The 26,288-nt window shown below is 73.4% G+C and carries 26 protein-coding genes; 17 read left to right on the forward strand and 9 right to left on the reverse strand.

Annotated elements, in window-relative coordinates; genetic code table 11:
* The first annotated feature begins 88 nt into the window (after positions 1-88).
* From IRQ30_RS00990 to IRQ30_RS01035, 10 genes are all read left to right on the forward strand, one after another.
* On the forward strand, positions 89-1,201 hold the full coding sequence (locus IRQ30_RS00990) for a hypothetical protein (RefSeq protein WP_193611204.1): 1,113 nt from the start codon (positions 89-91) through the stop codon (positions 1,199-1,201).
* A complete protein-coding gene (locus tag IRQ30_RS00995; RefSeq protein WP_193611205.1) occupies positions 1,198-2,901 on the forward strand; it encodes a glycosyltransferase family 61 protein in 1,704 nt (567 codons plus the stop codon). Before IRQ30_RS00990 ends, IRQ30_RS00995 begins: the two co-directional genes overlap by 4 nt.
* A gap of 156 nt (positions 2,902-3,057) precedes the next feature.
* Positions 3,058-4,011: a Rossmann-like and DUF2520 domain-containing protein gene (locus tag IRQ30_RS01000; protein WP_193606671.1), complete on the forward strand. Its 954-nt coding sequence runs from the start codon at positions 3,058-3,060 to the stop codon at positions 4,009-4,011.
* 7 nt (positions 4,012-4,018) lie between these two features.
* Positions 4,019-4,918, forward strand: coding sequence for a pantoate--beta-alanine ligase (gene panC / locus IRQ30_RS01005; RefSeq protein ID WP_193611206.1), 900 nt, complete (start codon positions 4,019-4,021; stop codon positions 4,916-4,918).
* Positions 4,918-5,337 carry an aspartate 1-decarboxylase gene (gene panD, locus IRQ30_RS01010; protein ID WP_193606669.1) on the forward strand — a complete coding sequence of 140 codons (420 nt, stop codon included), beginning with the start codon at positions 4,918-4,920 and terminating at the stop codon, positions 5,335-5,337. The genes panC and panD overlap by 1 nt, the downstream gene beginning before the upstream one ends.
* Before the next feature lie 9 nt (positions 5,338-5,346).
* A complete protein-coding gene (locus IRQ30_RS01015; RefSeq protein ID WP_193611207.1) occupies positions 5,347-7,026 on the forward strand; it encodes an L-aspartate oxidase in 1,680 nt (559 codons plus the stop codon).
* A complete protein-coding gene (nadC, locus tag IRQ30_RS01020; RefSeq protein ID WP_227466759.1) occupies positions 7,023-7,934 on the forward strand; it encodes a carboxylating nicotinate-nucleotide diphosphorylase in 912 nt (303 codons plus the stop codon). The genes IRQ30_RS01015 and nadC overlap by 4 nt, the downstream gene beginning before the upstream one ends.
* Positions 7,931-8,704 carry a type III pantothenate kinase gene (locus IRQ30_RS01025; RefSeq protein WP_193611208.1) on the forward strand — a complete coding sequence of 258 codons (774 nt, stop codon included), beginning with the start codon at positions 7,931-7,933 and terminating at the stop codon, positions 8,702-8,704. The genes nadC and IRQ30_RS01025 overlap by 4 nt, the downstream gene beginning before the upstream one ends.
* A gap of 83 nt (positions 8,705-8,787) precedes the next feature.
* Positions 8,788-9,138: a histone-like nucleoid-structuring protein Lsr2 gene (locus IRQ30_RS01030; RefSeq protein ID WP_476703676.1), complete on the forward strand. Its 351-nt coding sequence runs from the start codon at positions 8,788-8,790 to the stop codon at positions 9,136-9,138.
* 308 nt (positions 9,139-9,446) lie between these two features.
* On the forward strand, positions 9,447-12,029 hold the full coding sequence (locus IRQ30_RS01035; RefSeq protein ID WP_193611209.1) for an ATP-dependent Clp protease ATP-binding subunit: 2,583 nt from the start codon (positions 9,447-9,449) through the stop codon (positions 12,027-12,029).
* Positions 12,030-12,123: 94 nt separating this feature from the next.
* Here IRQ30_RS01035 and IRQ30_RS01040 read toward each other — a convergent pair whose 3' ends face one another.
* A complete protein-coding gene (locus IRQ30_RS01040; protein WP_420827591.1) occupies positions 12,124-12,984 on the reverse strand; it encodes an HhH-GPD family protein in 861 nt (286 codons plus the stop codon).
* A 64-nt stretch (positions 12,985-13,048) separates the two neighbouring features.
* Between IRQ30_RS01040 and IRQ30_RS01045 the strand changes: the two genes are divergently transcribed.
* Entirely contained in the window at positions 13,049-13,873 is an 825-nt protein-coding gene (locus IRQ30_RS01045; protein ID WP_193611211.1) for a hypothetical protein, read from the forward strand.
* Positions 13,874-14,051: 178 nt separating this feature from the next.
* On the opposite strand, the gene disA is transcribed toward IRQ30_RS01045, so the two are convergent.
* Together disA and radA are read right to left on the reverse strand one after the other, a co-directional pair.
* On the reverse strand, positions 14,052-15,134 hold the full coding sequence (gene disA, locus IRQ30_RS01050) for a DNA integrity scanning diadenylate cyclase DisA (protein ID WP_134741182.1): 1,083 nt from the start codon (positions 15,132-15,134) through the stop codon (positions 14,052-14,054).
* Positions 15,135-15,228: 94 nt separating this feature from the next.
* Positions 15,229-16,653, reverse strand: a complete 1,425-nt coding sequence (gene radA, locus IRQ30_RS01055) for a DNA repair protein RadA (RefSeq protein WP_193611212.1) — start codon at positions 16,651-16,653, stop codon at positions 15,229-15,231.
* 130 nt (positions 16,654-16,783) lie between these two features.
* Here radA and IRQ30_RS01060 point away from each other — a divergent pair, with 130 nt between their 5' ends.
* Entirely contained in the window at positions 16,784-17,815 is a 1,032-nt protein-coding gene (locus tag IRQ30_RS01060) for a LacI family DNA-binding transcriptional regulator (protein ID WP_193611213.1), read from the forward strand.
* Between the two features lie 111 nt (positions 17,816-17,926).
* On the opposite strand, the gene IRQ30_RS01065 is transcribed toward IRQ30_RS01060, so the two are convergent.
* The 3 genes from IRQ30_RS01065 to IRQ30_RS01075 form a co-directional block, all read right to left on the reverse strand.
* Complete coding sequence (locus IRQ30_RS01065) at positions 17,927-18,613, reverse strand: class I SAM-dependent methyltransferase (RefSeq protein WP_338089508.1); 687 nt, start codon at positions 18,611-18,613, stop codon at positions 17,927-17,929.
* Positions 18,614-18,654: 41 nt separating this feature from the next.
* Positions 18,655-19,293 (reverse strand): VOC family protein, encoded by a 639-nt coding sequence (locus tag IRQ30_RS01070; protein WP_193606660.1) that lies wholly within the window; start codon positions 19,291-19,293, stop codon positions 18,655-18,657.
* An 88-nt stretch (positions 19,294-19,381) separates the two neighbouring features.
* On the reverse strand, positions 19,382-20,158 hold the full coding sequence (locus tag IRQ30_RS01075) for a DUF3109 family protein (RefSeq protein WP_193611214.1): 777 nt from the start codon (positions 20,156-20,158) through the stop codon (positions 19,382-19,384).
* A 57-nt stretch (positions 20,159-20,215) separates the two neighbouring features.
* Here IRQ30_RS01075 and IRQ30_RS01080 point away from each other — a divergent pair, with 57 nt between their 5' ends.
* Genes IRQ30_RS01080 through IRQ30_RS01090 form a run of 3 tightly spaced genes read left to right on the forward strand, consistent with a single transcriptional unit; the run spans position 20,216 to position 22,543 of the window.
* Positions 20,216-21,151 (forward strand): Ppx/GppA family phosphatase, encoded by a 936-nt coding sequence (locus IRQ30_RS01080; RefSeq protein WP_193611215.1) that lies wholly within the window; start codon positions 20,216-20,218, stop codon positions 21,149-21,151.
* Between the two features lie 4 nt (positions 21,152-21,155).
* Positions 21,156-21,947 carry a TIM barrel protein gene (locus IRQ30_RS01085; RefSeq protein ID WP_193611216.1) on the forward strand — a complete coding sequence of 264 codons (792 nt, stop codon included), beginning with the start codon at positions 21,156-21,158 and terminating at the stop codon, positions 21,945-21,947.
* Positions 21,944-22,543: a TetR/AcrR family transcriptional regulator gene (locus IRQ30_RS01090; RefSeq protein ID WP_193611217.1), complete on the forward strand. Its 600-nt coding sequence runs from the start codon at positions 21,944-21,946 to the stop codon at positions 22,541-22,543. Before IRQ30_RS01085 ends, IRQ30_RS01090 begins: the two co-directional genes overlap by 4 nt.
* A gap of 13 nt (positions 22,544-22,556) precedes the next feature.
* On the opposite strand, the gene IRQ30_RS01095 is transcribed toward IRQ30_RS01090, so the two are convergent.
* The gene (locus tag IRQ30_RS01095; RefSeq protein ID WP_193611218.1) at positions 22,557-22,970 is read right to left on the reverse strand and encodes a DUF7674 family protein; all 414 of its coding nucleotides are present in this window, start codon (positions 22,968-22,970) and stop codon (positions 22,557-22,559) included.
* 35 nt (positions 22,971-23,005) lie between these two features.
* Here IRQ30_RS01095 and IRQ30_RS01100 point away from each other — a divergent pair, with 35 nt between their 5' ends.
* Complete coding sequence (locus IRQ30_RS01100) at positions 23,006-23,716, forward strand: ABC transporter ATP-binding protein (protein ID WP_193611219.1); 711 nt, start codon at positions 23,006-23,008, stop codon at positions 23,714-23,716.
* Positions 23,713-24,447 (forward strand): ABC transporter permease, encoded by a 735-nt coding sequence (locus IRQ30_RS01105; protein WP_193611220.1) that lies wholly within the window; start codon positions 23,713-23,715, stop codon positions 24,445-24,447. Before IRQ30_RS01100 ends, IRQ30_RS01105 begins: the two co-directional genes overlap by 4 nt.
* Here the strand turns inward: IRQ30_RS01105 and IRQ30_RS01110 are convergent.
* Complete coding sequence (locus tag IRQ30_RS01110) at positions 24,444-25,121, reverse strand: response regulator (protein WP_193606652.1); 678 nt, start codon at positions 25,119-25,121, stop codon at positions 24,444-24,446. The two genes, IRQ30_RS01105 and IRQ30_RS01110, sit on opposite strands and share 4 nt — an antisense overlap.
* Complete coding sequence (locus IRQ30_RS01115) at positions 25,118-26,263, reverse strand: histidine kinase (protein WP_193611221.1); 1,146 nt, start codon at positions 26,261-26,263, stop codon at positions 25,118-25,120. Before IRQ30_RS01115 ends, IRQ30_RS01110 begins: the two co-directional genes overlap by 4 nt.
* Positions 26,264-26,288: the final 25 nt, after the last annotated feature.

Below are 26,288 nucleotides of genomic sequence, written 5' to 3' on the forward strand. Positions count from 1 at the left end.
GACAGTGATCGAGGAGTTGACGGGTCGAATGCGCCAATCGGGCACGGCGACAGCACTGCCGGACGGAGCGGGTCTGCTCCACGTCGGCATGCCGAAGACGGGCACGACCGCCCTGCAGGCCGCGCTGCACGAGGCGCGTCCGCAGCTGCTCGAGCTGGGCGTCCGCAACGTCTCCCGCGGCCGGCACGACATGCGGGTGGCGCTGACCGCCGCCGGCACCCTGCCCTACTACTGGGACACCGAGCCGTTCGCCACCCGCTGGAGCCAGCTCTCCGAGCGGTTCCGCAGCTCGACCGAGCGCTGCACCATCTGGTCGAGCGAGACCCTGACCCAGGCGAGCCCGGAGCGGATCCGCTACCTCGCCGAGCAGCTGCGCCGCGAGGGTCACGAGGTGCACGTCGTGCTCACCGTGCGACCCCTCGCGCCGCTCCTCGCCTCGCAGTGGCAGGAGGTGCTGCGCCGACGCGGCACGGAGCCGCTCGACACCTGGCTGAACCGCCACTTCGACGCCGTCTCGGTCGACGGGACCACCCACGGGACGTGGACCACCGTGATGCCCGAGCTGCACCGGCTCAGCCTGCGCCGGGTGATCGAGCAGTGGGGCCCGGTGTTCGGCGAGGACCGGATCACCTTCGTCGTGGGCGACCCCGCCGACCGGCTCTTCAACCTGCACGTCTTCGAGGGCCTGATGGGCGTCCCGGAGGACACCTTGCGGCTGCAGGACCTCGACAACGCCTCGCTGCCCTACCCCGAGGCGGAGATGGTGCGCCACTTCAACCTCGCCTACACCGAGGGCGGCGGCGACCACGCCACCTGGATGTTCACCGTCGGCGGCCCCGGCCAGCTGGCGCTGCGCGAGCTGACCGGCCTGACGCCGTACCCGATCCGCACCCCGCGCTGGGCGGCCGCCCGCGCCAACGAGTACGTCGAGGGGTGGATCGCCGCCGTCGAGGCGTCCGACGCCCGGGTGATCGGCGATCTCGGCAACCTGCTGGTCGACCCCGACGACTATCCCGACGACACCACCCCGCCGGAGACGCTCAGCGTGGCCTCGGCCGGCCGGATCGCCGAGATCCTCTTCGCCTCCGGCCTCGAGCACGACGCGTCCGCCCCTGCCCCCACGCTCGACGGGGTCGCCGGCAAGGACCTGGTCCGCGAGGTGGCCCGCCGGGTCCGTGGCCGCGTGCGGCGGCGCGCATGAGCGCGCGTCCGGTGGCCGGCCTGGTGCGACGGGCCGAGCGGGTGCGAGGGCTCGACCGCGCCGTGGCGAGGGCCCGACGCGCTCGCGCGGACCTGCGGACCCGCTTCCCCCGCCGGCGCCACGCCGAGCTGGCCTCGCTCGTCGCCGGCGCTCGCGGGCGCGACGACGCGACGATCGCGGTGCTCGGCCCGGCCGACCCCCGCCTGGTCGCGGCGGTGCGCGCCGCCTCACCTCGAGCGAGCGTGACGGAGGTCGTCAGCGAGAGCAGCGAGCGGCACGTCGCGATGGCCGCGGGCGGCCCCTACGACGTGATCCTCGACCGCGACGTCCCCGAGGGGCGCCGGGCGAGGTTCGAGGCGACGTTCTTCCACCTCCGGCCCGAGGGCACCTACGTCGTGCCGGGCGGCGCCGACGAGCTGGCCGACCGACCGGGACCGCTGGGCCAGCTGCTGGACCCGGCGGGCCCCGTGCCTCGAGGACCGCGCAAGGACAAGCTGCGCCTCGCGGACTTCCGGCTCTCGCTCGACAAGCACGTCACCCGGAGGGTGGCGGGTGCCGACCTGCTGCTCAGCCACGACCTGCCCGACGTCTACGTCAAGCTCCGCGAGGAGGAGCTGAACGCCCTCCTCGAGCTGACCCCGGCCCCGCACCGGCTCCTGCGCACGATCCCCGCCGAGCCGCCCCCGCCGGCGCCGCCCGGGCGCGAGGGCCCGGACCCTCGTGACCCGCCGATGCACCGGCCGATCACCGAGGCGACGATCAGCCTGCGCGACTACCGCGACGTGGTGGTCTTCCCGCGGCAGATGATCGTCTGGGACCGGCTGCTGCTGCCCGAGACCTTCCGCCACAACCAGTGGCCGGTGCTGGAGCACACCCAGCTGGTCGACCACGGGCCGCTGTTCGCGCGGCGCCGGGCGCCACTGCAGGAGGAGCCGCCGCTGCTGGAGGGCACCTACCTGCACCTGGACAACGAGTTCCGCGGACACTTCGGCCACCTCCTCACCGAGAGCATCTCCCGGGTCTGGAGCTGGCCCCTGGCCCTCGAGATCGACCCGGAGGCGCGGGTGCTGCTCGGCGCCACCAAGAAGCGCCCGCGGCCGCTCGAGTACGAGCTGGAGCTCTACGAGGCCTGCGGGATCCCGCGCGACCGCATCGTCGTCGTCGACGGACCGGTGCGGGTGGAGCGGCTGATCTCGGGGACGCCGATGTTCAGCCACCCCGAGTACGTCCACCCCCAGATCGCGCAGACCTGGCGCGAGGTGGGCGACCGCCTCGCGGAGAGCGCCGAGGACCGGGACTTCCCGCGCCGCTTCTTCGTGTCCCGGCGCACCGACAAGCGGTCCTGCACCAACGGCGCGGAGGTGGAGGCGATCTTCGCCGAGTACGGCTTCCAGCCCGTCTACCCCGAGGACTACACCGTGGGGGAGCAGGTGCGGCTGTTCCGCGCGGCCGAGGTGATCGCGGGCTACGCCGGCAGCGGGCTGTTCCAGATGGCCTTCGTGACCGAGCCGACCCACGTCATCATGGTCGGCGCGGCGTCGTACACGATGCGCAACGAGTACCTCATGGCCGCGGTCCACGGGCACCGGCTCGACGGGGCGTTCTCGCTGGTGCCGGGCAAGAAGGTGCAGGTCAGCTACACCTTCGACCACGAGCGCGAGGGCCCGTACCTGCGGGCGATCCTCGACGAGCTCCCGTAGGCCTGTCGTCCACGTCACAGGCGCCGGTGTTCCCAGCGACCCGCCCCCGACGTAGCCTCGGAGGAGCAGGCATCGGCACAACCGTCCGGTACCCCACCCGGCTCCGTCGCTGACGGAGTGGTCGGAGGGATTGGAACGACAGATGTGGAGCAGCAGATGACGGTCCCCTCAGGGCGCCCGCAGGACCCCGCCGCGCACCCCGCGCCGCCGAGCATCGGTGTCGTCGGCGCCGGCCGCGTCGGCGCCGTGCTCGCCGCCCGCCTCCGCTCCGCGGGGCACGAGGTCGTCTCCGTCGCCGGCGAGTCCGACGCCTCCACCCAGCGCATCGCCTCGCTCCTCCCGGGCGTGCGCACCGACAAGCCCAGCGCGGTCGCGCGCGCGGCCGACGTCCTGCTGCTGACCGTGCCCGACGACATGCTGCCCAACGTCGTGTCCGTGCTGAGCGCCAGCGGGGCGATCCGCGAGGGCCAGTACGTCGTCCACACCTCGGGCCGTCACGGCCTCGCGGTCCTCGCCCCGGCGGCCGCCGTGGGCGCCCGCGTCGTGGCGATGCACCCGGCGATGACCTTCACCGGCACCGCGCTCGACCTCGACCGGCTGGACGGCTGCGTCTTCGGCCTGACGGCCGGTGCGGGCGAGCGGCCCTTCGCCGAGTCGCTGGTCGCCGAGCTCGGCGGCCGCCCGATGTGGGTGCCCGAGGAGAGCCGCACGCTCTACCACGCGGCGCTCGCCCACGGCGCCAACCACCTCGTCACGCTCGTGACCGAGGCCATGGAGATGCTCACCGCGGCCGGCGGCGACGATCCGGCGGCCACGCTGCGCCCGCTGCTCACCGCCGCCCTCGACAACGCGCTCGAGCAGGGCGACGCGGCGCTGACCGGCCCGATCGTGCGCGGCGACGCCGGCACGGTGGAGGCCCACCTGCAGGAGATCGCGCTCAAGGCGCCGCAGACGATGCCGTCGTACGTCGCGCTCGGCCGGGCGACCCTGAGCCGCGCCGTCACCGACGGGCGCCTGCTCCCGATCCGGGCGCTGAAGATCAACCAGCTCCTCGACGAGGCGCTCGCCGAGACCGCGGCCCGCCCGGTCTACCTGCGCGACGTGCGCTGAGCCCTCGATGACCGTGCCTGTCGTCGTGTCCACGCGCGCCGAGCTCGCCGCGCTCCTGGCGCCCGCGCGCGCCGGCGGCGCCCGGGTGGGGCTCGTGCCCACGATGGGCGCGCTGCACGAGGGCCACGCCAGCCTGATGCGGGTCGCGCGCGCGGAGGTGGGCGAGGGGCCGGTCGTGGTGTCGGTCTTCGTCAACCCGATGCAGTTCGGCGCCGGCGAGGACCTCGACCGCTACCCGCGCACGCTCGAGGCCGACCTCGAGGTCTGCGCGCGCGAGGGGGTCGACGCGGTCTTCGCGCCGTCGGTGGAGGAGGTCTACCCCGGCGGGGACCCGCAGGTGACCGTCGACCCCGGCCCGCTCGCCGAGACGCTCGAGGGCCGGGTCCGGCCCACGCACTTTCGCGGGGTCCTGACCGTCGTCGCCAAGCTCTTCGGCCTGGTGCGCCCCGACGTCGCGGTGTTCGGCCAGAAGGACTACCAGCAGCTCGCCCTCGTGCGCCGCATGGTCGCCGACCTGTGCCAGGGCGTCGAGGTGGTGGGCGCCGAGACGCAGCGCGAGCCCGACGGGCTGGCGCTGTCCAGCCGCAACCGCTACCTCGACCCCGAGCAGCGCCAGGAGGCGCTGGTGCTCAGCAGGGCGCTGCTGGCGGCGCGCGCGGAGGCGACGTACGGCGCCGCGGCGGCGCTCGACGCGGCGCGCGCCGAGCTGCGCTCGGCCAAGGCGGTCGACCTCGACTACCTGGTGCTCACCACGCCCGACCTCGGCGAGCTGCCCGACGACGTCCCGCCCGGCACCGAGGCCCGGATGCTGGTCGCCGCGCGCCTGGGCGGCACCCGCCTCATCGACAACCTGCCGCTGGTCATCGGGACCGCCGGCAGCACCCGCCAGCCCGAAGGAGGCAGCTGATGCTGCGGACCATGATGAAGAGCAAGATCCACCGCGCCACCGTCACCCAGGCGGACCTCCACTACGTCGGCTCGGTGACCGTCGACGAGGACCTGCTCGACGCCGCCGACCTGCTGGCCGGCGAGCTGGTCCACATCGTCGACGTCACCAACGGCGCCCGCATCGAGACCTACACGATCGCCGGCGAGCGCGGCAGCGGCGTGATCGGCATCAACGGCGCCGCCGCGCGGCTGGTCCACCCCGGCGACATCGTGATCCTGATCGGCTACGGGCAGATGGACACCGCGGAGGCGAAGGCGCTCGAGCCGCACGTGGTCTTCGTCGACGCGGACAACAGGATCCTGGCCACCGGCTTCGACCCGGCCGAGACCTTCGGCGACCCCGGGCTCGTCCGCGGCGACGCCACCGCCACCCGCTAGCCTCGGCGGATGCCTTCGGAGCGCTTGTTCGACCCGCCCGTACGCCGGGTGCCTGCGCGCCTCTCCGCGCCCGACCCGGGCTGGACCACGCGCTCCGACGTCGTCGTCATCGGCTCCGGCATCGCCGGGCTCACCGCCGCGCTCCGGCTCAAGGACCACGTCGACAAGGTCCTCGTCGTCACGAAGGACGTGCTGGCCGCCGGCTCCACGCAGTGGGCGCAGGGCGGGATCGCCGCCGCGCTGGGGGAGGGCGACACCCCCGAGGAGCACGAGGTCGACACGCTCGTCGCGGGCGCCGGCGCCTGCGACCCCGAGGCCGTGCGGATCCTGGTCAACGAGGGACCCGAGGCCGTCCGCGAGCTGATCGCGCTCGGCACCAACTTCGACCACGACGCCGACGGCCTCATCTCGCTCACCCGGGAGGGCGGCCACCACCGCGACCGCATCGCCCACGCCGGCGGCGACGCCACCGGCGCCGAGATCCAGCGGGCGCTCATCGAGGCCGTCGCCGCCGCGCCCGAGATCGAGGTCGTCCAGCACGCACTCGCGGTCGACCTGCTGCTCGCCGAGGACGGCGGCGTGGCCGGGGTGACGCTGCACGTGATGGGCGAGGGCCAGCGCGACGGCGTCGGGGCGGTCCACTGCCGCGCGGTCGTGCTCGCCAGCGGCGGCCTGGGCCAGGTCTTCAGCCAGACCACCAACCCGTCGGTCTCCACCGGCGACGGCATGGCGCTCGCGCTGCGCGCGGGGGCGACCCTGCGCGACCTGGAGTTCGTGCAGTTCCACCCGACCGTGATGTACCTCGGCGCCGACTCCCACGGCCAGCAGCCCCTGATCTCCGAGGCCGTCCGTGGCGAGGGCGCCTTCCTCGTCGACTTCGAGGGCGAGCGGCTGATGAAGGGCGTCCACCCGCTGGAGGACCTCGCCCCGCGCGACGTCGTGGCCAAGGCCATCATGAAGCGGATGCTCGAGACCGGGCAGCCGCACATGTGGCTCGACGCCCGCCACCTGGGCGAGGCCTTTTGGGCCCGGCGCTTTCCCACGATCCTGGCCACCGCCCGTTCGCACGGCGTCGACCCGGTCACCGACCTGATCCCGGTCGCGCCGGCGTGCCACTACGCCTCGGGCGGGGTGCGCACCGACCTGCACGGGCGCTCCGGCGTCCCGGGCCTCTACGCCACCGGCGAGGTCGCGTGCTCCGGCGTGCACGGCGCCAACCGGCTCGCCTCCAACTCGCTGCTGGAGGGCCTGGTCTTCTCGCGCCGGATCGCCACCGTGCTGCCCGGCGAGCTCCGCCCGTGGGCCGACCCCGTGGCCGACCAGCGCCCCGAGGGGCTCGTGCCCGGCGGCGTACGCACCGAGCTGCAGGAGGTGATGACCTCCAAGGTGGGCGTGCTGCGCACCGCCTCGGGTCTCGCCGACGCCACCGCGCTGCTCGACAAGCTCGCCGGCACGCCGGCCGACGCCGTCGACCTGGCCTCCTGGGAGACCACCAACCTGCTCACGATCAGCGCCGCCCTGGCCGCGGCGGCCATGCTCCGCGAGGAGACCCGCGGCTCCCACTGGCGCGAGGACTTCCCCGAGCGCGACGACGGCCGCTGGGCGGGCCACTTCGACGCCGTCCTGGCGGACGGGACCTCCGTCCTGACCTTCCGACCCCAGCCCGCGAGCGATGGAGGAGCGGCATGATCGCCCGCACGCCGTACGACGAGATGCCCGACCTGCTGCGCCAGGAGCTCGACCTGGCGGGGCTCGACGGCCCGGCCCTCCACGCCGCCATCGCGGCGGCCCTCGACGAGGACCTGCCCGAGGGCGAGGGCGGCGAGGACGTCACGAGCGCCGCGACGATCCCCGACACCGCGCGCGGGGTCGCCGACTTCGCGGCGCGCGAGCCGGGCGTCGTCGCGGGCCTGACGGTGGCCGCCCTGGTGTTCCACTACGTCATGAGGGACGTCGAGATCACCGACCGGCTCCCCGACGGCGCGGTCGTCGCTCCCGGCGACGTCGTGATGCGGGTCGCCGGCCCGACCCGCGGCCTGCTGACCGCCGAGCGCACGGCGCTCAACTTCGCCAGCCACCTCTCCGGTGTCGCCACCGCGACGTCGCACTGGGTGGCGGCGCTGGAGGGCACCCGCGCGCAGGTGCTCGACACCCGCAAGACGCTGCCGGGCTTCCGCGCGCTGCAGAAGTACGCCGTGCGGTGCGGCGGCGGCGTCAACCACCGCGTCAGCCTCTCGGACCGCGCGATGGTCAAGGACAACCACGTGGTCGCCGCCGGCGGCGTCGTCCCGGCCTACGAGGCCGTGCGGGCGGCGTACCCGGGCCTGCGCGTCGAGGTGGAGGTCACCGACCTCGACCAGCTGCGCCAGCTGCTGGAGGTGGGCTGCACCGAGATCCTGCTCGACAACATGATGACCGAGACGATGGCCGAGGCCGTGCGCGTCACCGACGGCCGCGCGACGCTGGAGGCCTCCGGCGGGCTGACCCTGGAGCGGGCCCGCGAGGTGGCGCTGACCGGGGTGGACTTCATCTCGGTCGGGGCGCTCACGCACTCGGTGAAGGTCTTCGACATCGGGATGGACCTGCAGGACCGATGACCCTGCTCGCCGCCGACATCGGCAACGCCCACACCGTCCTCGGCCTGGTGGCCGATGGCGAGGTGAGCGCCGAGTGGCGCGTCTCCACCGACGAGCGCCGTACGTCCGACGAGTGGGCCGTCATGCTGCGCGGCCTGCTGGGGGAGGCACTGGCCGCGGTCGACGGCATCGTCGTGTGCTCCACGGTCCCGGCGGTGCTGCACGAGTGGCGCGACATGCTGCCGCGCCACTTCGCCGACGTGGCCTATGTCGTGGTGGAGCCCGGGGTGCGCACCGGCGTGCCGGTGCTGATGGACAATCCCCGCGAAGTCGGCTCCGACCGGATAATCAATGCCCTGGCCGCCGCGACGGTTTATGGCGGGCCCGCGATCGTGGTCGACTTCGGCGGCACGGCCACGACTTTCGACGTCGTCAGCGCCGCCGGCCAGTACATCGGCGGGGCCATCGCGCCGGGCATCGAGATCTCGCTCGAGGCGTTGGGGCGCCGTGGCGCGCAGCTGCGCATGGTCGAGCTGCAGCGCCCGCGCACGGTCGTCGCCAAGAACACCGTGGAGGCGCTGCAGTCCGGGATGGTGTTCGGCGTGGCCAGCCAGGTGGAGGGCATCGTCGACCGGATGACGGCCGAGCTCGGCCTGACGGCGGCCGACGTGCGCGTCATCGCCACCGGATATCTCGCTCCGCTGGTGATCGACGAATGCCGGTGCTTTACCGATCATTCGCCCTGGCTCACGCTGATCGGGCTCGAATTGGTGTTCCGGCGTAATACCTGAGTGTTAATCAGCCCCCTCGGGGCCGAATTCCCTTTTGGTCGTCGACAATGCCAGGATGGGGTGCCCGATATCCCCCGAACGACATGAGGTCACCCGTTATGGCGCAAAAGGTCAACATCGTTCTCGTCGACGACATCGACGGCTCGGACGCCACCGAGACGGTGGTCTTCGGCCTCGACGGCACGTCGTACGAGATCGACCTGAACGACAAGAACGCCGCGGGCCTGCGCGACGCGCTGAGCCCCTACGTCGGCCACGCCCGCAAGTCCGGCAGCGCCGGCGGCCGCCGCTCCGGCAAGAAGTCCGGCTCGGCCGCCTCCAACGGTCCGAGCGCCCGCGAGGTCCGCGACTGGGCCCGCTCCAACGGCTACACCGTGCCCGACCGCGGCCGCATCCCCGCCGACGTCCGCTCGGCCTTCGACGCCGCCAGCTGACCCACCCTCACCCCTGGCCCGTCCGACACCCTCGGGCGGGCCAGCGGTCGTCTCGGCGGTCCCGAACCGCTGTAACGCGGAGTTATCTCCTCTGGTGCCCCTCTGCAGGGGAGCACCAGAACAGATAACTCAGCGTTACAGCCCGGGGGTCGGCTGCGGCGGCGGCCGCCGAGGGCCCGTGTTCGCTCTGGGCGGACGCGGTTGGGCGCTCACCGGGAACGCGTAGGCTGTCCGTGGGGTTAGTTCTCTATGTTCCGGTCGTCCGACCCAGGACGGACCGGCCCCATTGATCTTCAGGAGCGATGCGCATGTTCGAGCGGTTTACAGACCGAGCCCGTCGGGTGGTCGTGCTGGCCCAAGAAGAGGCCCGCATGCTCTCCCACAACTACATCGGGACCGAGCACATCCTGCTCGGCCTCATCCACGAGGGCGAGGGCGTCGCGGCGAAGGCGCTCGAGAGCCTCGACATCTCCCTCGAGGCGGTGCGCGCCCAGGTCGAGGAGATCATCGGTCAGGGCCAGCAGGCCCCGAGCGGCCACATCCCCTTCACCCCGCGCGCCAAGAAGGTGCTCGAGCTGTCCCTGCGCGAGGCGCTGCAGCTCGGCCACTCCTACATCGGCACCGAGCACATCCTGCTCGGCCTGATCCGCGAGGGCGAGGGCGTCGCCGCCCAGGTCCTGCAGAAGCTGGGTGCCGACCTCAACCGGGTCCGCCAGCAGGTCATCCAGCTGCTCTCGGGCTTCCAGGGCAAGGAGTCGACCGCCGCCGCGGCCGCCCAGGGCGCCGGTGCGGACGCGCCGTCGTCCTCGCTGGTCCTCGACCAGTTCGGCCGCAACCTCACCCAGGACGCCCGCGAGGGCAAGCTGGACCCGGTCATCGGTCGCGAGGCCGAGATCGAGCGCGTCATGCAGATCCTGTCGCGGCGCACGAAGAACAACCCCGTCCTCATCGGCGAGCCCGGCGTCGGCAAGACCACGATCGTGGCCGGCCTGGCGCAGGACATCGTCCGTGGCAGCGTCCCGGAGACGCTCAAGGACAAGCAGATCTACACGCTGGACCTCGGCGCGCTCGTGGCCGGCTCGCGCTACCGCGGTGACTTCGAGGAGCGCCTGAAGAAGGTCCTCAAGGAGATCCGCACCCGCGGCGACATCGTGCTGTTCATCGACGAGATCCACACCCTCGTCGGCGCCGGCGCTGCCGAGGGCGCGATCGACGCCGCCAGCATCCTCAAGCCGATGCTGGCCCGCGGCGAGCTGCAGACCATCGGCGCCACCACCCTCGACGAGTACCGCAAGTACCTCGAGAAGGACGCCGCCCTGGAGCGCCGCTTCCAGCCGATCCAGGTCTCCGAGCCGTCGATCGCCCACACGATCGAGATGCTCAAGGGCCTGCGCGACCGCTACGAGGCGCACCACCGGGTCACGATCACCGACGAGGCCCTGGTCTCGGCGGCGACGCTGGCCGACCGCTACATCTCCGACCGCTTCCTGCCCGACAAGGCGATCGACCTGATCGACGAGGCCGGCTCGCGGCTGCGGATCCGCCGGATGACGGCGCCCGCCGACCTGCGCGAGTACGACGACAAGATCGGCGAGGTGCGCCAGCGCAAGGAGGCCGCGATCGACGGCCAGGACTTCGAGGCGGCCGCGCGTCTGCGCGACGAGGAGAAGCAGCTCATCCAGAAGAAGGCCGACCGCGAGAAGCAGTGGCGCGCCGGCGACATGGACGAGGTGGCCGAGGTCGACGAGGAGCTGATCGCCGAGGTGCTGGCGGTCGCCACCGGCATCCCGATCGTCAAGCTCTCCGAGGAGGAGTCCACGCGGCTGCTCAAGATGGAGGACGAGCTCCACAAGCGCGTCATCGGCCAGGAGGAGGCCGTGCGGGCGCTGTCCCGGGCCATCCGCCGTACCCGTGCCGGCCTGAAGGACCCCAAGCGTCCCGGCGGCTCGTTCATCTTCGCCGGTCCGTCCGGTGTCGGTAAGACGTGGCTGTCCAAGACGCTGGCGGAGTTCCTGTTCGGCGACGAGGACGCGCTGATCCAGCTCGACATGTCGGAGTTCAGCGAGAAGCACACCGTCTCGCGGCTCTTCGGCTCGCCTCCGGGCTACGTCGGCTACGAGGAGGGCGGCCAGCTCACCGAGAAGGTGCGCCGCAAGCCGTTCTCCGTCGTGCTCTTCGACGAGGTCGAGAAGGCCCACCCGGACATCTTCAACAGCCTGCTGCAGATCCTCGAGGAAGGTCGCCTGACCGACTCGCAGGGTCGGGTCGTGGACTTCAAGAACACCGTCATCATCATGACGACCAACCTCGGAACCCGCGACATCAACAAGTCGGTCAACCTGGGCTTCCAGCAGTCGGGTGACGCCGCCGGCTCCTACGAGCGGATGAAGAGCAAGGTCGCCGACGAGCTCAAGCAGCACTTCCGGCCCGAGTTCCTCAACCGCGTCGACGAGATCGTCGTCTTCCCGCCGCTGTCGCGCCCGCAGATCGTCGCGATGGTCGACAACATGATCACGGCCGTCGAGCTCCGGCTCCGCGACCGCGACATGAGCCTCGAGCTGACGCAGGCCGCCAAGGACCTGCTGGCCGAGCGGGGCTTCGACCCGGTCCTGGGTGCGCGTCCGCTGCGACGCACGATCCAGCGCGAGATCGAGGACACCCTGGCCGAGAAGATGCTCTTCGGCGAGGTCGGCCCGGGCCAGATCATCCTGGTGGACGTCGAGGGTCAGGGCGCGACCGCGACCTTCACCTTCGAGGGCCAGAAGGTCGGCGCGCTGCCCGACCTGCCGCCGTTCGAGGCCGCCGAGATCGGTCTGTCCGAGGGCGCCCTCACCGAGGGACCCGACGACTCCGACGGCCCGGTCGACGTGCCGCGCGAGAACGAGGCGTAGTCCGACCCCTGCACGACGAGGAAGCCCCACCGGTCCCGCCGGTGGGGCTTCCTGCGTCTCGGCGCCCGAGATGCGGGCGGGCGGCGGTGGACGGTCAGGGCAGCGCGTAGCCGGCGTCGGTCAGCACCGCCAGGCGGTCCTCCACGAGGCCGGCCAGGCAGCGCACGCGCTGGGCGTCGTCGGCCCACGCCGCGTCCAGCCGGGCGGTCGGCACCGCGCCGTCGTGGTCGCGCAGCACGGCCAGCAGCCGGCCGCGGCACTGGCGGTCGGTGCCGGCCCACGTTTGGACGCGGCGCGGGGGACCGTCGTACGCCGGGTAGCCGGCCGCGCGCCAGGCACACCGGTCGGCGACGGGGCAGGCGTCGCAGCGGGGCTTGGCGGCCGTGCAGACGAGCGCGCCGAGCTCCATCAGCGCGATCGACCAGGTGGCCGCCGTCGGCTCGTCGAGCGGCAGCAGCTCGGCGGCCGTGGCGCGCTCGGCGCGGGTCACCGACGCGCCGGGCAGCTCGACGCCGCCGACGGTCCGGGCGAGGACCCGGCGCACGTTGGTGTCCAGCACGACGTGGCGGCGGCCGTAGGCGAAGGTCGCGATCGCCGCCGCGGTGTAGTCGCCGACGCCGGGCAGCGCGATCAGGTCGTCGTAGCCCTCCGGCACCACGCCCCCGTGGTGCTCCACGATCGCCTGCGCCGCCGCGTGCAGGCGCAGCGCGCGCCGCGGGTAGCCCAGGCGGCCCCAGGCGCGCACGGCCTCCCCTGTGGGCTCGGCCGCGAGGTCCGCCGGGGTCGGCCACCGCTCGAGCCACTGCGCGTGCACGGGCAGCACCCGGGCGACCGGGGTCTGCTGGAGCATGAGCTCCGAGACCATCACCGACCAGGCGGAGGCCTGGGGGCCGCGCCAGGGCAGCTCGCGGGCGTGCTCGTCGTACCAGCGCAGCAGGGGCTCGTGGAGGTCCACACCGGCCATTGTTCCTGCGGTGTGGCACCACGCCGCAGGGCGGTCGGCTGACTAGCGTTCTGCCATGCCTCCGCCCCTGACCCGTGGTCCGCTCCCGGCATCGGTCTACTGGCGTCGCCGCCTCGTCGTGCTCAGCGTCGCGGCCGTCCTGGTCCTGGCGTTCGCCCGCCTGCTCGGCGGCGGCAGCGACGGCTCGTCGGACGACGGCGGCGCGGTCACCCCGGCCGCGGCCGAGCAGTCGAGCTCCGCACCGAGCGGGACCCCGTCGAGCACGCCGAGGCGCACCCCCCGCCCGACCCCCACCGCGCCGACGACCAGCGCCGCGCCGGTGCTCGCCGAGCCCGAGGGCCGCTGCGAGGACTCCGACATCCGCGTCACGCCGAGCGTGACCGACGCGGTCGAGGGCAGCGACGTCGTCCTGAGCCTGGACCTGCGCACCCTCACCGCCGAGGCCTGCACCTGGCGCGTCTCGCCCACGAGCCTGACCCTGCGCATCCGCTCCGGCAAGGACCCGATCTGGTCGTCGGCCCAGTGCCCCAAGGCGATCCCGGTCACCGACGTCGTCGTACGCCGCGCCGCCGGCACCGTGCTCCCGGTGACCTGGAAGGGCCAGCGCTCCGACGAGGACTGCAGCCGGCTCGCCGCCTGGGCCGACCCCGGCTTCTACCTCGTCGCCGCGGCGGCGCTGGGCGGTGAGCCCACCGAGGTCCAGTTCGAGATGACCAAGGCGGTGCCGCCGACCACCCCCAGCAGCCAGCTCAGCCTCGCCCCGACCGACCGCCCGTCGGGTCGCCCGGCCGGCGGCGGCAACGGCGGCAAGCCCAACAAGCCCGACGACGACGCGTTGCCCAGCGGCGCCGTCGAGCCCAACGGGCCCGCGCCCCGCTGACCTCGGCGCTGGCGCTGACGCTGGCGCGCGGGCGCAGTTTCCCCAAGGGATGCAGCCGAAGCGTCACTTCCCACGGGCTGCAGCGCGAGGGAAGTGACATCTTCCCTGCATCCCTTGGGGAAACTGTCCGGCGCGCAGACGCCTCCCGGCCGTCCCGGGCGGTCCGGGTAGCGCTCGGCTAGACGTAGCGCTCGAGGATCGTCGACTCGGCCAGGCGGGAGAGACCCTCGCGGACGCTGCGGGCACGCAGCTCGCCCACGCCCTCGACGGCCTGCAGGTCGTCGATGCCGGCGGAGAGCAGCTTCTGCAGGGTGCCGAAGTGCTCGACCAGGCGGTCGACCACGGACGACGGCAGCCGAGGCACCTTGGCGAGCAGCCGGTAGCCGCGGGGGGCGACCGCGCCGTCGAGGTGCTCGCTGCTGCCGAGGCCGAGCACCTTGGCCGCGGCGGCGGGGTCGACGAGCTCGGTGGCCGAGAGCGCCTCGAGCTTGTTGAGCAGCTCCTCGGGGCTCTTGCTGCGCCGGCCGGTGGTGACGTAGTCGCGGATCACCAGCTCGCGCTCGGTGTCGACGCCGGTCACGAGCTCCTCCAGCTGGAGGGACAGCAGCCGGCCGTCGGTGCCGAGCTCGAGGACGTAGTCCTCGATCTCGCGGGCGATGCGCGTGACCATCTCGAGGCGCTGGGCCACGACCGCGACGTCGCGCACGGTGACCAGGTCCTCGATCTCGAGGGCCGACAGGGTGCTGGAGACCTCGTCGAGGCGCAGCTTGTAGCGCTCGAGGGTCGCCAGGGCCTGGTTGGCGCGCGAGAGGATCTGGCCCGAGCCCTCGAGGACGTGGCGGGTCTCGCCGACGTAGGCGGCGATGATCTGCATCGACTGCGACACCGAGATGACCGGGAAGCCGGTCTGGCGCGCCACCCGGTCGGCGGTGCGGTGACGGGTGCCGGTCTCCTCCGACGGGATGGTGTGGTCGGGCATCAGGTGCACGGCGGCGCGCATGATGCGGCTCAGGTCGCCGTCGACGATGATCGCGCCGTCCATCTTGGCCAGCTCGCGCAGGCCGGTGGCGGTGAAGGGCACGTCGAGGGTGAAGCCGCCGGTGGCGATCGAGTCGACGGTGCGGTCGTGGCCCATGACGATGAGCGCGCCGGTGCGTCCGCGCAGGATGCGCTCGAGCCCGTCGCGCATGGCGGTCCCGGGGGCGATGGAGGCCAGCGTCTCCCGCAGGCGCAGCACCTCGTCGCTTCTGTCGGTCGGCACGGTTCTCCTCGGTGGTCGAGCCTCGTCGAGACCCGGTGGTCGAGCCTGGTCGAGACCCGTCGTGTGCGGACCTGCAGCCGGCCGCGCTGGGAGTTTAGCCGTCGTCGGCGCTGCGCAGCCTCCCGTTTGCCGGACGGGAGAGTCCGAGCAGTCGCAGGGCCGATCCGACGTCGGGGGCGTCGACCACGCGCATGCCGTCGACCATGCGGTCCTGCGACACCGGGCGTACGCCGCCGGGGCTCTCCGGGCCCGTCGGGACGACCGCCATGCGGAAGCCGAGACGGGCGGCCTCGGCGATGCGCTGGGGGAGGTCGCGCACCCGGCGCAGCTCGCCCGCGAGCCCGATCTCGCCCATGGCGACCACGCCGGCGGGCGGGGCGGTGCCGAAGGTGGCCGAGGCCAGCGCCAGCGCCACCGCGAGGTCGCTGGCCGGCTCGGTCAGCCGGGCGCCGCCGACGGTGGAGGCGAAGACGTCGTGCTGGTGGAGCCGGATGCCGCAGTGCTGCTGGAGGACCGCCAGCACCATGGCGATGCGCGAGCCGTCGAGCCCCGAGGTCGTGCGGCGGGGGCGCTCCATCGCCGAGATCGTGACCAGGGCCTGCACCTCGGCCAGCATCGGGCGCCGGCCCTCCATCGTGACCGCCACGCAGGTGCCGGGGACCCGGCCGTGGTGGTTCTCGATGAACAGGCCGGTGGGGTCGGTGACCGCCGAGATGCCCTCGGCGCCGAGGTCGAAGCAGCCGACCTCGTCGACGGGGCCGAAGCGGTTCTTGACCGCGCGCAGCATCCGGAACCGGGAGTTGCGGTCGCCCTCGAAGTGGAGCACCACGTCGACGAGGTGCTCGAGCACGCGCGGACCGGCGATGGTGCCGTCCTTGGTGACGTGGCCGACCAGCACCACGGTGATGTTGCGGGTCTTGGCGACGCGGATCAGCGCGGCGGCGACCTCCTTGACCTGGGTGACGCCGCCCGGGACGCCCTCGAGCCCGGGGGCGCCGATGGTCTGCACGGAGTCGACGACCAGCAGCTCGGGCCGCACGGTCTCGATGTGGGTGAGGATCGCGCCGAGGTCGGTCTCGGCGGCGAGGTAGAGCTCGTCGAAGACCCCGCCGGTGCGGTCGGCGCGCATGCGCACCTGCGAGGCGGACTCCTCGCCCGTGACGTAGAGGGTGCGGCGGCGGTGGCGGGCGGTCTGGGCCGCGACCTCGAGCAGCAGCGTGCTCTTGCCGACGCCGGGCTCGCCCGCGAGCAGGATCGCGGCGCCGGGCACCAGCCCGCCGCCGAGGACCCGGTCGAGCTCGGCGACCCCGCTGCCGCGGAAGGCCGACTCGGCCACGGAGACCGACCCGATGGGTACGGCCGCCTGGGTCACGGCGCTGGCCGCGGTGCGCCCGGTGCGCACGGCGGCGGCCTCCGCCACCGAGCCCCACGCCTGGCACTCGCCGCAGCGCCCGACCCACTTGGTGGTCTCCCATCCGCACTCGGAGCAGCGGAAGGCGGAACGAGGGGGCTTGGCCATGGCCGTCACGCTAGGCGCTGCCACCGACAGCCTCGCGCAGGCCCGCGTCGTCCACCCCTAGGAATGGCCCGATGCGGCGTCGTACGCCGTTATGCTCCCGCTTGGAACGATCAAGACCTCGGGAGGCGAGATGAGTCGGATCCCCGGGCGGGTGCCCACCGCTGCGCCGACCCTCGCCGACGTCGCCGAGCTCGCCGGTGTCTCGCGCCAGACCGTCTCGAACGCCGTCAACAACCCTGACCTGCTGCGCGCCGACACGCTGGTACGGGTGCAGGACGCGATCGAGGAGCTGGGCTACTCGCCCAACCGCGCGGCCCGCAACCTGCGCACCCGCTCCTCGCACCTGGTCGGGATGCGGTTGAGCCCTGGGCAGGAGTTCACCGCGAACGCCGCGATCGACCGCTTCGTGCACTCGCTGGTGGAGACCACCGGTGAGGCCGGCTACCACGTGCTCCTCTTCAACGGCGACGGCAACGACCCGCTGCGCGGCTACGACGACCTGCTGCGCTCGACCGCGGTGGACGCCTTCGTCGTCACCGACACCTACCTCGGCAACCCGCAGGCGGCCTGGCTGCGCGAGCGCCGCGCGCCGTTCGTGTCGTTCGGCCGTCCCTGGGACGACCCGGACGCCACCCACCCGTGGGTCGACGTCGACGGCGCCGCCGGCACCGAGCTCGCCACGCGGCACCTGCTCGACAAGGGGCACGAGCGGATCGCGTGGATCGGCTGGCGCAAGGACTCCTTCATCGGCGAGGACCGCCGCGCCGGGTGGAGCCGCGCGCTCAAGGAGCGGGACCTGTCCACGACCGGGATGGCCTCGCGGGTCGAGGACACCGTCAACAGCGGGCGCGAGGCCAGCGCGGTCCTGCTCGACGAGGCCCGCCCCTCGGCGTTCGTGTGCGCCTCCGACACCCTGGCCATGGGCGTGCTGCACACGCTGGCCGACCGCGGCCTGCGCGCCGGCGCCGACATCGCGGTGGTCGGCTTCGACGACTCGCAGGTGGCGCAGGTCGTGCGGCCCGGGCTGACCTCGGTGCGCCAGCCGCTCGAGGACGCCGCGATCCGGGTCGTCAACGCGCTCGAGGGGCTCCTCGCCCACCCGCCACGGGTCGGCCCGGGGATCCTGCTGACGCCGACGTTGGCGGTGCGGGGGTCGTCGTAGCCGGTGAGTTTCGCCGGTCGACCGGCGAAACTGGACCCTGACCGCCGAAGTTTCGTACGCCAAGGTCCAGAAACGCCGGTCGACCGGCGAAACTCCCGCCGCGCGACGCCCTCAGAACGTCTTGGACCACACGTTGACGGCGTAGTCGACGTCGGTGCCCTGGTGGTGGCGCAGGGCCTCCTCGGCGACGTCGGGCTTGAGCTCGATACGGACGACGGCCTCGAGGTCGGCGCGCGAGGCGAACGACCAGCCCATGTCCACCGGGGTGCGGGTCCAGCCGCGGGTCGCCCAGAAGCGCTCGATCTCCTGGGGCGACGGCAGGTGGGGGTAGCCGCGGCGGAACCACGCGCCGAACGTCGAGCGCGAGGCGTCGTTGTCGATGACGAGGGCGACGCCGCCCCGGCGTACGACGCGGTCGAGCTCGGCCAGGCCCGGCTCGCAGCCGGGTCCGAAGAAGTAGGCCCACCGTGCGTGCACGACGTCGACCGAGGCGTCCGGCAGGGGGACGGCCTGCGCGGTGCCCTGCAGGACGGTGACGTTCTCCCGCGGCCGGGTACGCCGCCGGGCAAGCGCGAGCAGGTCGGGGTGCGGCTCCACGCCGACCACGCGCCCGCCCGGGCCGACGTCGTCGGCGAGGCCGGGTAGGTGGAAGCCGGTGCCGCAGCCGAGGTCGAGCACCGTCGCGTCCTGCCAGGTCGCGAGCCCGCGCAGGGTGGAGGCCAGGCGCCCGTGCGGGTCGACCGCCCGGTTCTCGACCTCGTACGTCGCGGTGTGCTCCCAGATGTTGGGGCTCGCCACGGTGCCCCGAGGAGTCCGGGCCCGTGGCGTCGGGACCCGCGTCAGAGACGGACCAGACCGTCGGGGGTCTGCACCTGCACCGCGAGGATGCCGGGGGTGCCGTGCGGGGCCACCCACTCGACCTTCACGTCCTCGAGCGGCGCCTCGACGGTGTGGCCGAGCCACTCGCTCACGCGCTGCGGGTCGCCCGCGATCTCCAGCGTGGCCAGGGAGAGCGCGCCGTCGGCACCCGCGGAGGGGTGCAGCTCGGCCGGGGACTCCCACTGCACGAAGAACGGCAGCTGCGGGTCGGAGATCAGGCCGTTGACGCCGATCTGGCGCCAGCGCAGCTCGGTGCCGTCGGGGCGGTGGCGGCTGCCGACGGCGGCCGCGCGCCCGAGGCGCTCCTCGACGGGGGCGATGTCGTCGACCGCCACGACCCAGCCGAGCCAGCCGCCGCCCAGGGCGGAGCGGGCGCGCACGGCCTGGCCGAAGGGGGCCTTGTCGGAGGCGGGGTGGTCCAGGACCTCGACGATCTCGAGGTAGGTGTCGCCGGCCAGCGCCAGCGTCATGTTGCGGGTGCCGAAGCGGGGGTGGATCCCGCCGTCCACGAACTCCCGGCCGAGCAGCCCCCCGATGCGCTGGGCGGTGCTGGCGAGGCCGTCCGGCCCTGCTGCGAACGAGAGATGATCCAGGCGCATGCAGGCATTCTGCGTCACACGGATCAGGCTCCTGAATAGGGGGGTCTAGGTATCTCGACATCGAGAAACCATGAGCCGCGGCCGCCGCCTAGTGGGGATCGGCGGGGTGGAGCGCGAGCGCGGATCGTGAGCGCACGTGGGCGTCGCAGTGGCGCACCAGCTCGTCGTACGCCGCCTTGCCCATCAGCTCGGTGAGCTCGGCCTCGTGCGTCACGTAGACCGCCTCGACGGCGACGTGCGCCTCGGTGTTGCCCGAGCAGTACCAGTCGAGGTCGTGGCCGCCGGGTCCCCAGCCGACCCGGTCGTACTCGGTGATGGTGACCTCGGTGTAGGTGCTGCCGTCCTGGCGCTCGACGTTGCGGAAGCGGCGCCGGATCGGGAGCTGCCAGCAGACGTCGGGCTTGGTCTCCAGCGGGTTGCGACCCTGCTGGAGCGCCAGGCCGTGCAGGGCGCAGCCCGCGCCGCCCTGCCCCGTGGGGGGAGCGAAGTCGGCGCGGTTGTGGAAGACGCACGCCTGCTGGCCGTCCACCGTCAGCGTGCGGGTCTTGCGCTCGCCGTCGTCGTCGGTCTCGATCCAGTCCTTGCGCTTCACCGGCCGCCCGGGGTGGAACTGCCACTGCGTCTCGTCGAGCTGGTCGACGAAGGTCTTGACCCGCGCCTCGTCGTCCTCGTCGGCGAAGTGCGCGCCCAGCGTGCAGCAGCCGGTGTCGGGCGCATCGGCGTAGATGCCCTGGCAGCCCTGGCCGAAGATGCACATGAAGCTCGACGTCAGCCAGGTGAGGTCGCAGCGCATCACCTCGGTCTCGTCGGCGGGGTTCACGAACTCCACGAAGGCGCGGGGGAACACGAGGTCGACTTCGGGCATGCCACCAGCCTACGGCTGCGATGACGGCGACGAACGCGACGGCGGTACGTTGGTCGCATGCGCCTGGGCGTCCTGGACATCGGCTCCAACACCGGCCACCTGCTGGTGGTCGACGCGCACGGCGGCGCGGCGCCGCTGCCGGCGTACTCCTACAAGCAGCCGCTGCGTCTCGCCGAGCACCTCGACGACAGCGGCGCGGTCACGCAGGCCGGCATCGACGCGCTCGCGGCGTTCACCTCCGAGGCGCTGGTCGTGGCGGAGGACAAGGGCTGCCAGGAGATGCTGTCGTTCGCGACGTCGGCGGTGCGCGACGCGGTCAACTCCGAGGAGGTGCTCGCCCAGGTGCGCGACCGCACGGGCGAGGAGATCGCCGTGCTGTCCGGGGAGTCCGAGGCCCGGCTGACCTTCCTCGCCGTACGCCGGTGGTTCGGGTGGTCGGCGGGCCGGCTGGCGGTCTTCGACATCGGCGGCGGCTCGCTCGAGATCGCGGGTGGCACCGACGAGCGACCCGACGTCGCCTGGTCGCTGCCCCTCGGTGCGGCCCGGCTGGCGCGGCAGTTCGGCGGCGAGGGTGCCGACGACGAGCAGACGATCCGCCGGCTGCGCAAGGAGATCCGCACCGAGATCGCGCGCGACGCCGGCAACCTGCTGCGGGCCGGCGCCCCTCACCGGGCGGCCGCGACGTCCAAGACGTTCCGCTCCCTGGGGCGCATCTGCGGGGCCGCGCCGTCCAGCGACGGACCCCTGGCGCCGCGCACGCTGCCCCTGGACTCCCTGCGCACCTGGATCCCCAAGCTCGCCGCGATGGCGCCCGCCGAGCTCGCGGCGCTGCCGGGCGTCTCCCCGAGCCGCACCCATCAGATCGTGCCCGGCGCGCTCGTCGCCGAGGCCTGCATGGACATCTTCGACCTCGCCGAGCTCGAGATCTGCCCGTGGGCCCTGCGCGAGGGCGTCATCCTCGAGCGCCTCGACGCCCTCAGCGTGCTGGACTGACCTGGTGGCGCCCCGCATCGGACTCTCGACGGCCTCGGTCTACCCCGAGTCGTCCGCGCACGCCTTCGCCTACGCCGCCGACCTCGGCTACGACACCGTCGAGGTGATGGTCGGCATCGACGCGCTCAGCCAGCAGACGTCCGCGGTCAAGCAGCTGGCCGAGCACCACGGCCTGCCCGTCAGCGCCGTCCACGCCCCGTGCCTGCTCTTCACCCAGCGGGTCTGGGGCACCGAGCCGTGGGGCAAGCTCCAGCGCTCCGCCGAGATGGCGCAGGAGGTCGGCGCCGAGGTCGTCGTCGTCCACCCGCCGTTCCGGTGGCAGCGCGAGTACGCCCGCGACTTCGTCAACGGCATCGCCGCGCTGGAGAACTCCACGGGGATCGCCTTCGCGGTGGAGAACATGTATCCCTGGCGGGCCTCCTCCCGGCGAGGCATGGAGATGTACGCCCCCGGGTGGGACCCCTCCGCGGAGCCCTACGCCAACACGACCATCGACCTCTCGCACGCCGCGATCGCCGCGTCCGACCCGATCGAGATGGCCGAGCGGCTCGGCGAGCGGCTGCGCCACATCCACCTCACCGACGGCAGCGGCTCGGCCAAGGACGAGCACCTGGTGCCTGGGCGCGGGGTCATGGGCGCGGGCGCGTTCCTGAGTCGCCTGACCCGCGTCGGCTTCTCCGGCGAGGTCGTCGTCGAGATCAACACCCGTCGCTGCGGCACGCACGAGGAGCGCGAGGCCGACCTGCGCGAGTCCCTGGAGTTCGCGCGCGAGCACCTCGCGGTGCCCGCGACGTGACGTCCGCCGCCGCGCCGCGCCGCGGACGCCGCCCCGGCGCGCCCGACACCCGCGCGACGATCCTCGCCGCCGCCCGGGAGGGCTTCGCCGCCTCCGGCTTCGCGCGTACGTCGGTCCGCTCCGTCGCTGCCGCGGCCGGCGTCGACGCCGCCCTGGTGCACCACTACTTCGGCACCAAGGACGACCTGTTCGTGGCGGCGCTGGACCTGCGCATCGACCCGCGCGAGGCCGTGCTGCCGGTCATCGAGGGTGGCCCCGACGGTGTCGGCGAACGGCTGATGCACCTGTTCATGACGGTGTGGGACGACCCCGAGACCCGGCTCCCGCTGCTCGCGCTGCTGCGCGGTGTGGGCGAGCCGCAGTCGCAGCAGCTGGTCCGCGACGGCTTCCTGCGCCTGGTGCTGCACCCGCTCGGCGACGCCCTCGGCGTCGACCAGCCGGCCCGCCGGATGAGCCACGTCGCCTCGCAGCTGCTCGGGCTCGTCCTGATCCGCTACCTGCTCGAGATCGAGCCGCTGGCCTCCCTGCCCGCCGAGCAGGTCGTGGCGACGTACGCGCCGGTGCTCCAGGGCTACCTCACGGGACCCCTGCCCTAGGCGCCGCGCGCGCTCAGTCGACGGGTCGCACCGGAGGCGGAGTCCTGCCGGACCAGAAGTCCTGGACGCCGCGCCACCACCGCACCGACACCGGCCCCAGCCAGCCCACGGCCAGGTCCGTCGGCAACCCGGCCCGGAGCAGCGCGTTCTGCAGGTCCTCGAGGTAGCCGATCGTCGCGAGCTCGCGCACGTGGTCGTCGCCCTCGACGTGCAGCCGCTCGATGACGGCGAAGGTCGCCGGGAGCTCGGCGGTGCGCCCGGCCGCGAGCAGGGCGGCGACGTGGCGGGCGAACGCCGCGGCGTCGACGTAGTGGAGGCGCCCGCCCTCGTCGGCGCCCTCCTCCTCGACCCCGTCGCGCCACGGGTCCTCGAAGGACGGGCACGCCTCGAGCAGCAGCCCCACCACCTGCTCGCGCTCGATCGCCATTGCGCCATCGTGCCCCGAGGTGCACAATTCATCACATGATGAATTCAACGATCGAGGTGCGGGGGCTGACCGTCGTGCGCGGAGGGCGTCCGGTGCTCACGGACCTGGACCTCGACGTCGGGCCCGGCGTCACCGGCCTGCTCGGCCCGTCCGGGTGCGGCAAGTCCACGCTGCTGCGCGCGCTGGTCGGCGTGCAGCGCGTCGCGGGCGGGACCGTCACCGTCCTGGGGGAGGAGGCCGGCAGCGCCCCGCTGCGGGACCGGGTCGGCTACGTCACCCAGGCCGCCAGCGTCTACGACGACCTGACCGTCGCCGAGAACCTCCGCTTCTTCGCGCGGGTCCTCGGCGTGGACGCCGACGCGGTCGAGCGCGCGATCGACGCCGTCGACCTCGCGGGTCACCGCGACGCCGTCGCGGGACGGCTCAGCGGCGGTCAGCGCAGCCGGGTCAGCCTGGCCGTCGCACTGCTCGGCGCGCCCGACCTGCTGGTCCTCGACGAGCCGACCGTCGGGCTCGACCCGGTCCTGAGGCGCGACCTGTGGGAGCTCTTCCACGGCATCGCCGCGGGCGGCGCGACGGTGCTGGTCTCCAGCCACGTCATGGACGAGGCCGAGCGCTGCGACCGCCTGCTGCTGATGCGTGAGGGCCGCGTCCTCGCCGACGACACTCCCGACGCGATCAAGCAGCGCGCCGGGACGACGGACGTCGAGACCGCGTTCCTGGCGCTGGTGGAGGCGGCGGCATGAGCCCGCGCACGACGCTCGCCGTCGCCCGCCGCGTCCTGACCCAGGTCCGCCGCGACCACCGGACGCTGGCGATGCTGCTGGTCCTCCCCACGCTGCTGATGACGCTGCTGTGGTGGATGTACCAGGACGCCGGCCCGCAGTTCGACCGCCTCGGGCCAGCCCTGCTGGCGATCTTCCCGTTCATCGTGATGTTCCTGGTGACGAGCGTGACCACCCTGCGCGAGCGCTCGAGCGGCACCCTGGAGCGGCTGCTCGCGATGCCGATGGGCAGGCTCGACTTCCTGCTCGGGTACGCCGTGGCGTTCGGCGTGGTCGCGGCCGCCCAGTCCGCGATCGCCGTCGGCGTCAGCGTCGGGCTGCTCAGGCTGGAGCTCACCGGCTCGGTGTGGCTGCTGGCGGTCGTCGCGGTGGTCGACGCCGTGCTCGGCACCGCCCTCGGGCTCTTCGTGTCGGCGTTCGCGCAGACGGAGTTCCAGGCCGTGCAGTTCATGCCGGCCGTCGTCGTGCCGCAGATCCTGCTGTGCGGGCTGCTGGTGCCGCGCGACGACATGCCCGACGTCCTGGGCGCGGTCTCCGACGTGCTGCCGCTGTCCTACGCCGTCGACGCGATGTCGCACCTCGGCGCCTCGGCGTCCACCGGGCAGGTGTGGCGCGACCTCGCCGTCGTGGCCGGCTTCGCGCTGGCCGGGCTGGCGCTCGGGGCCGCCACGCTGCGCCGGCGCACGGCCTAGCCGACGAGGCCGGTCTCGTAGGCCGCGACGACGAGCTGGGCGCGGTCGCGCGCCCCCAGCTTGAGGAACAGCCGCGACACGTGGGTCTTCGCGGTGAGCGGCGAGAGCACGAGGTGCTCGGCGATCTCGTGGTTGGACATGCCCCGGCCGACGAGGGCGAGGATCTCGCGCTCGCGCGGCGTGAGCGCCGTCAGCCGCTGGTCGGGGGCCGCCGCCAGCACGGGCTCGCGCGCCGACGTCGACGACACGTAGGCCTCGATCAGCGCCCGCGTCACCCGCGGGGCCAGCAGCGCCTGGCCGGCATGCACCAGGCGCACGGCCTCGATCAGCGCGTCGGGCTCGATGTCCTTGAGCAGGAAGCCCGAGGCGCCGGCCCGCAGCGCGCCGAAGACGTACTCGTCCAGCTCGAACGTCGTCAGCACGATCACCCGGGTGCCGGCCAGGCGCGGGTCGGCGGTGATCCGTCGGGTGGCCTCGAGCCCGTCGACGTGGGGCATCCGGATGTCCATCAGCACGACGTCGGGCAGAGTGGCCCCGGCCCGGGCCACGGCCTCCTCGCCGTCCACGGCCTCGCCGACGACCTCGAGGTCGGGCTCGGAGTCCAGCAGCGCGCGGAAGCCGGCGCGCACCAGCGTCTGGTCGTCGACGAGCAGGACCCGGATCGGCCCGCTCACGTCAGAGCCCCCGCCGGGAGCGAGGCGGCCACGCGCCAGCCGCCCCCGGGTCGCGGGCCGGCCTCGAGCGTCCCGCCGGCCGCGGTGGCGCGCTCGCGCATGCCGCGCACGCCGTTGCCGGAGCCGCTGTCGTCGGTCGGCGCGGTGCCGGTGCCGTCGTCCTCGACCTCGATCAGCACCCGGTCGTCGGCGCGCGCGACACGCACGCGTGCAGTCGTCGTGCCCGCGTGGCGCAGCACGTTGGTCAGCGCCTCCTGCACGATCCGGTAGCCGGTCGAGCCGATGGAGGCCGGGAGGGGGAAGGCGCCGGGGTCGATGTGGATGTCGACGTCCACCCCGGCGGCGGCGAGACCGTCGCGCAGGTCGTCGAGCGCGGCCAGGTCGGCGGTGGGGCGGATGGGGGCGTCCTCGTCGTCGGGGTCGCGCAGGATGCCGAGCATGGAGCGCAGGTCGTCGAGCGCCTCGCCGCTGACCCGCTTGATGTCGCGCAGGGTGCCGCGCGCCCGCTCGGGGTCGCGCTCCAGGAGGTGGGCCCCCACCCCGGCCTGGACGTTGATCGCGACCATGGCGTGGGCGACGACGTCGTGCACGTCGCGGGCGATGCGCAGCCGCTCCTCGCCGACCCGGCGGCGGGTCTCCTCCTCGCGGGTGCGCTCCGCGGTCTCGGCGCGCTCGACGAGGCCGGCCAGCATCGTCCGGCGGTCGTGGGCCATCACGCCCAGGGCCAGCGGCAGCACGACCAGGCCGAGGTTGCGCGCCGTGTCCACGTCGAGGAGCGAGTGCGGGCTGTACGTCGCCAGGATGTAGGCCACGAGCAGCATGCTCGGCGGCGCGAACCAGAACGAGCGGCGCCCACGCAGGCTCGCGAGCGCGTAGGCGCAGACGACCGGCGAGACCGCGATCGTCTGGTAGATGGGGGTGGTCTCGGTGACGCCGAAGAGCAGGACCATCGCGGCGGTGATCGCCAGCTCGGGGTGCTGGCGCCGGACCAGCACCGGCAGGCAGATGGCGACGACCGCGACCACGCCGGCGGTCGACGGGTCCCCCTTCTCGCTGCGGACCAGCTCGATGAGCATGGTGGCCACGCACAGGACGAACGCCCCGACGTCGAGGACGCGGGGCGGGAGGTGGGGCCGGGTCACCCCCCGACGGTAGCGGTGGGTGACC

This window comes from Nocardioides lijunqiniae, from assembly GCF_015024225.1.
Classification (GTDB): domain Bacteria; phylum Actinomycetota; class Actinomycetes; order Propionibacteriales; family Nocardioidaceae; genus Nocardioides; species Nocardioides lijunqiniae.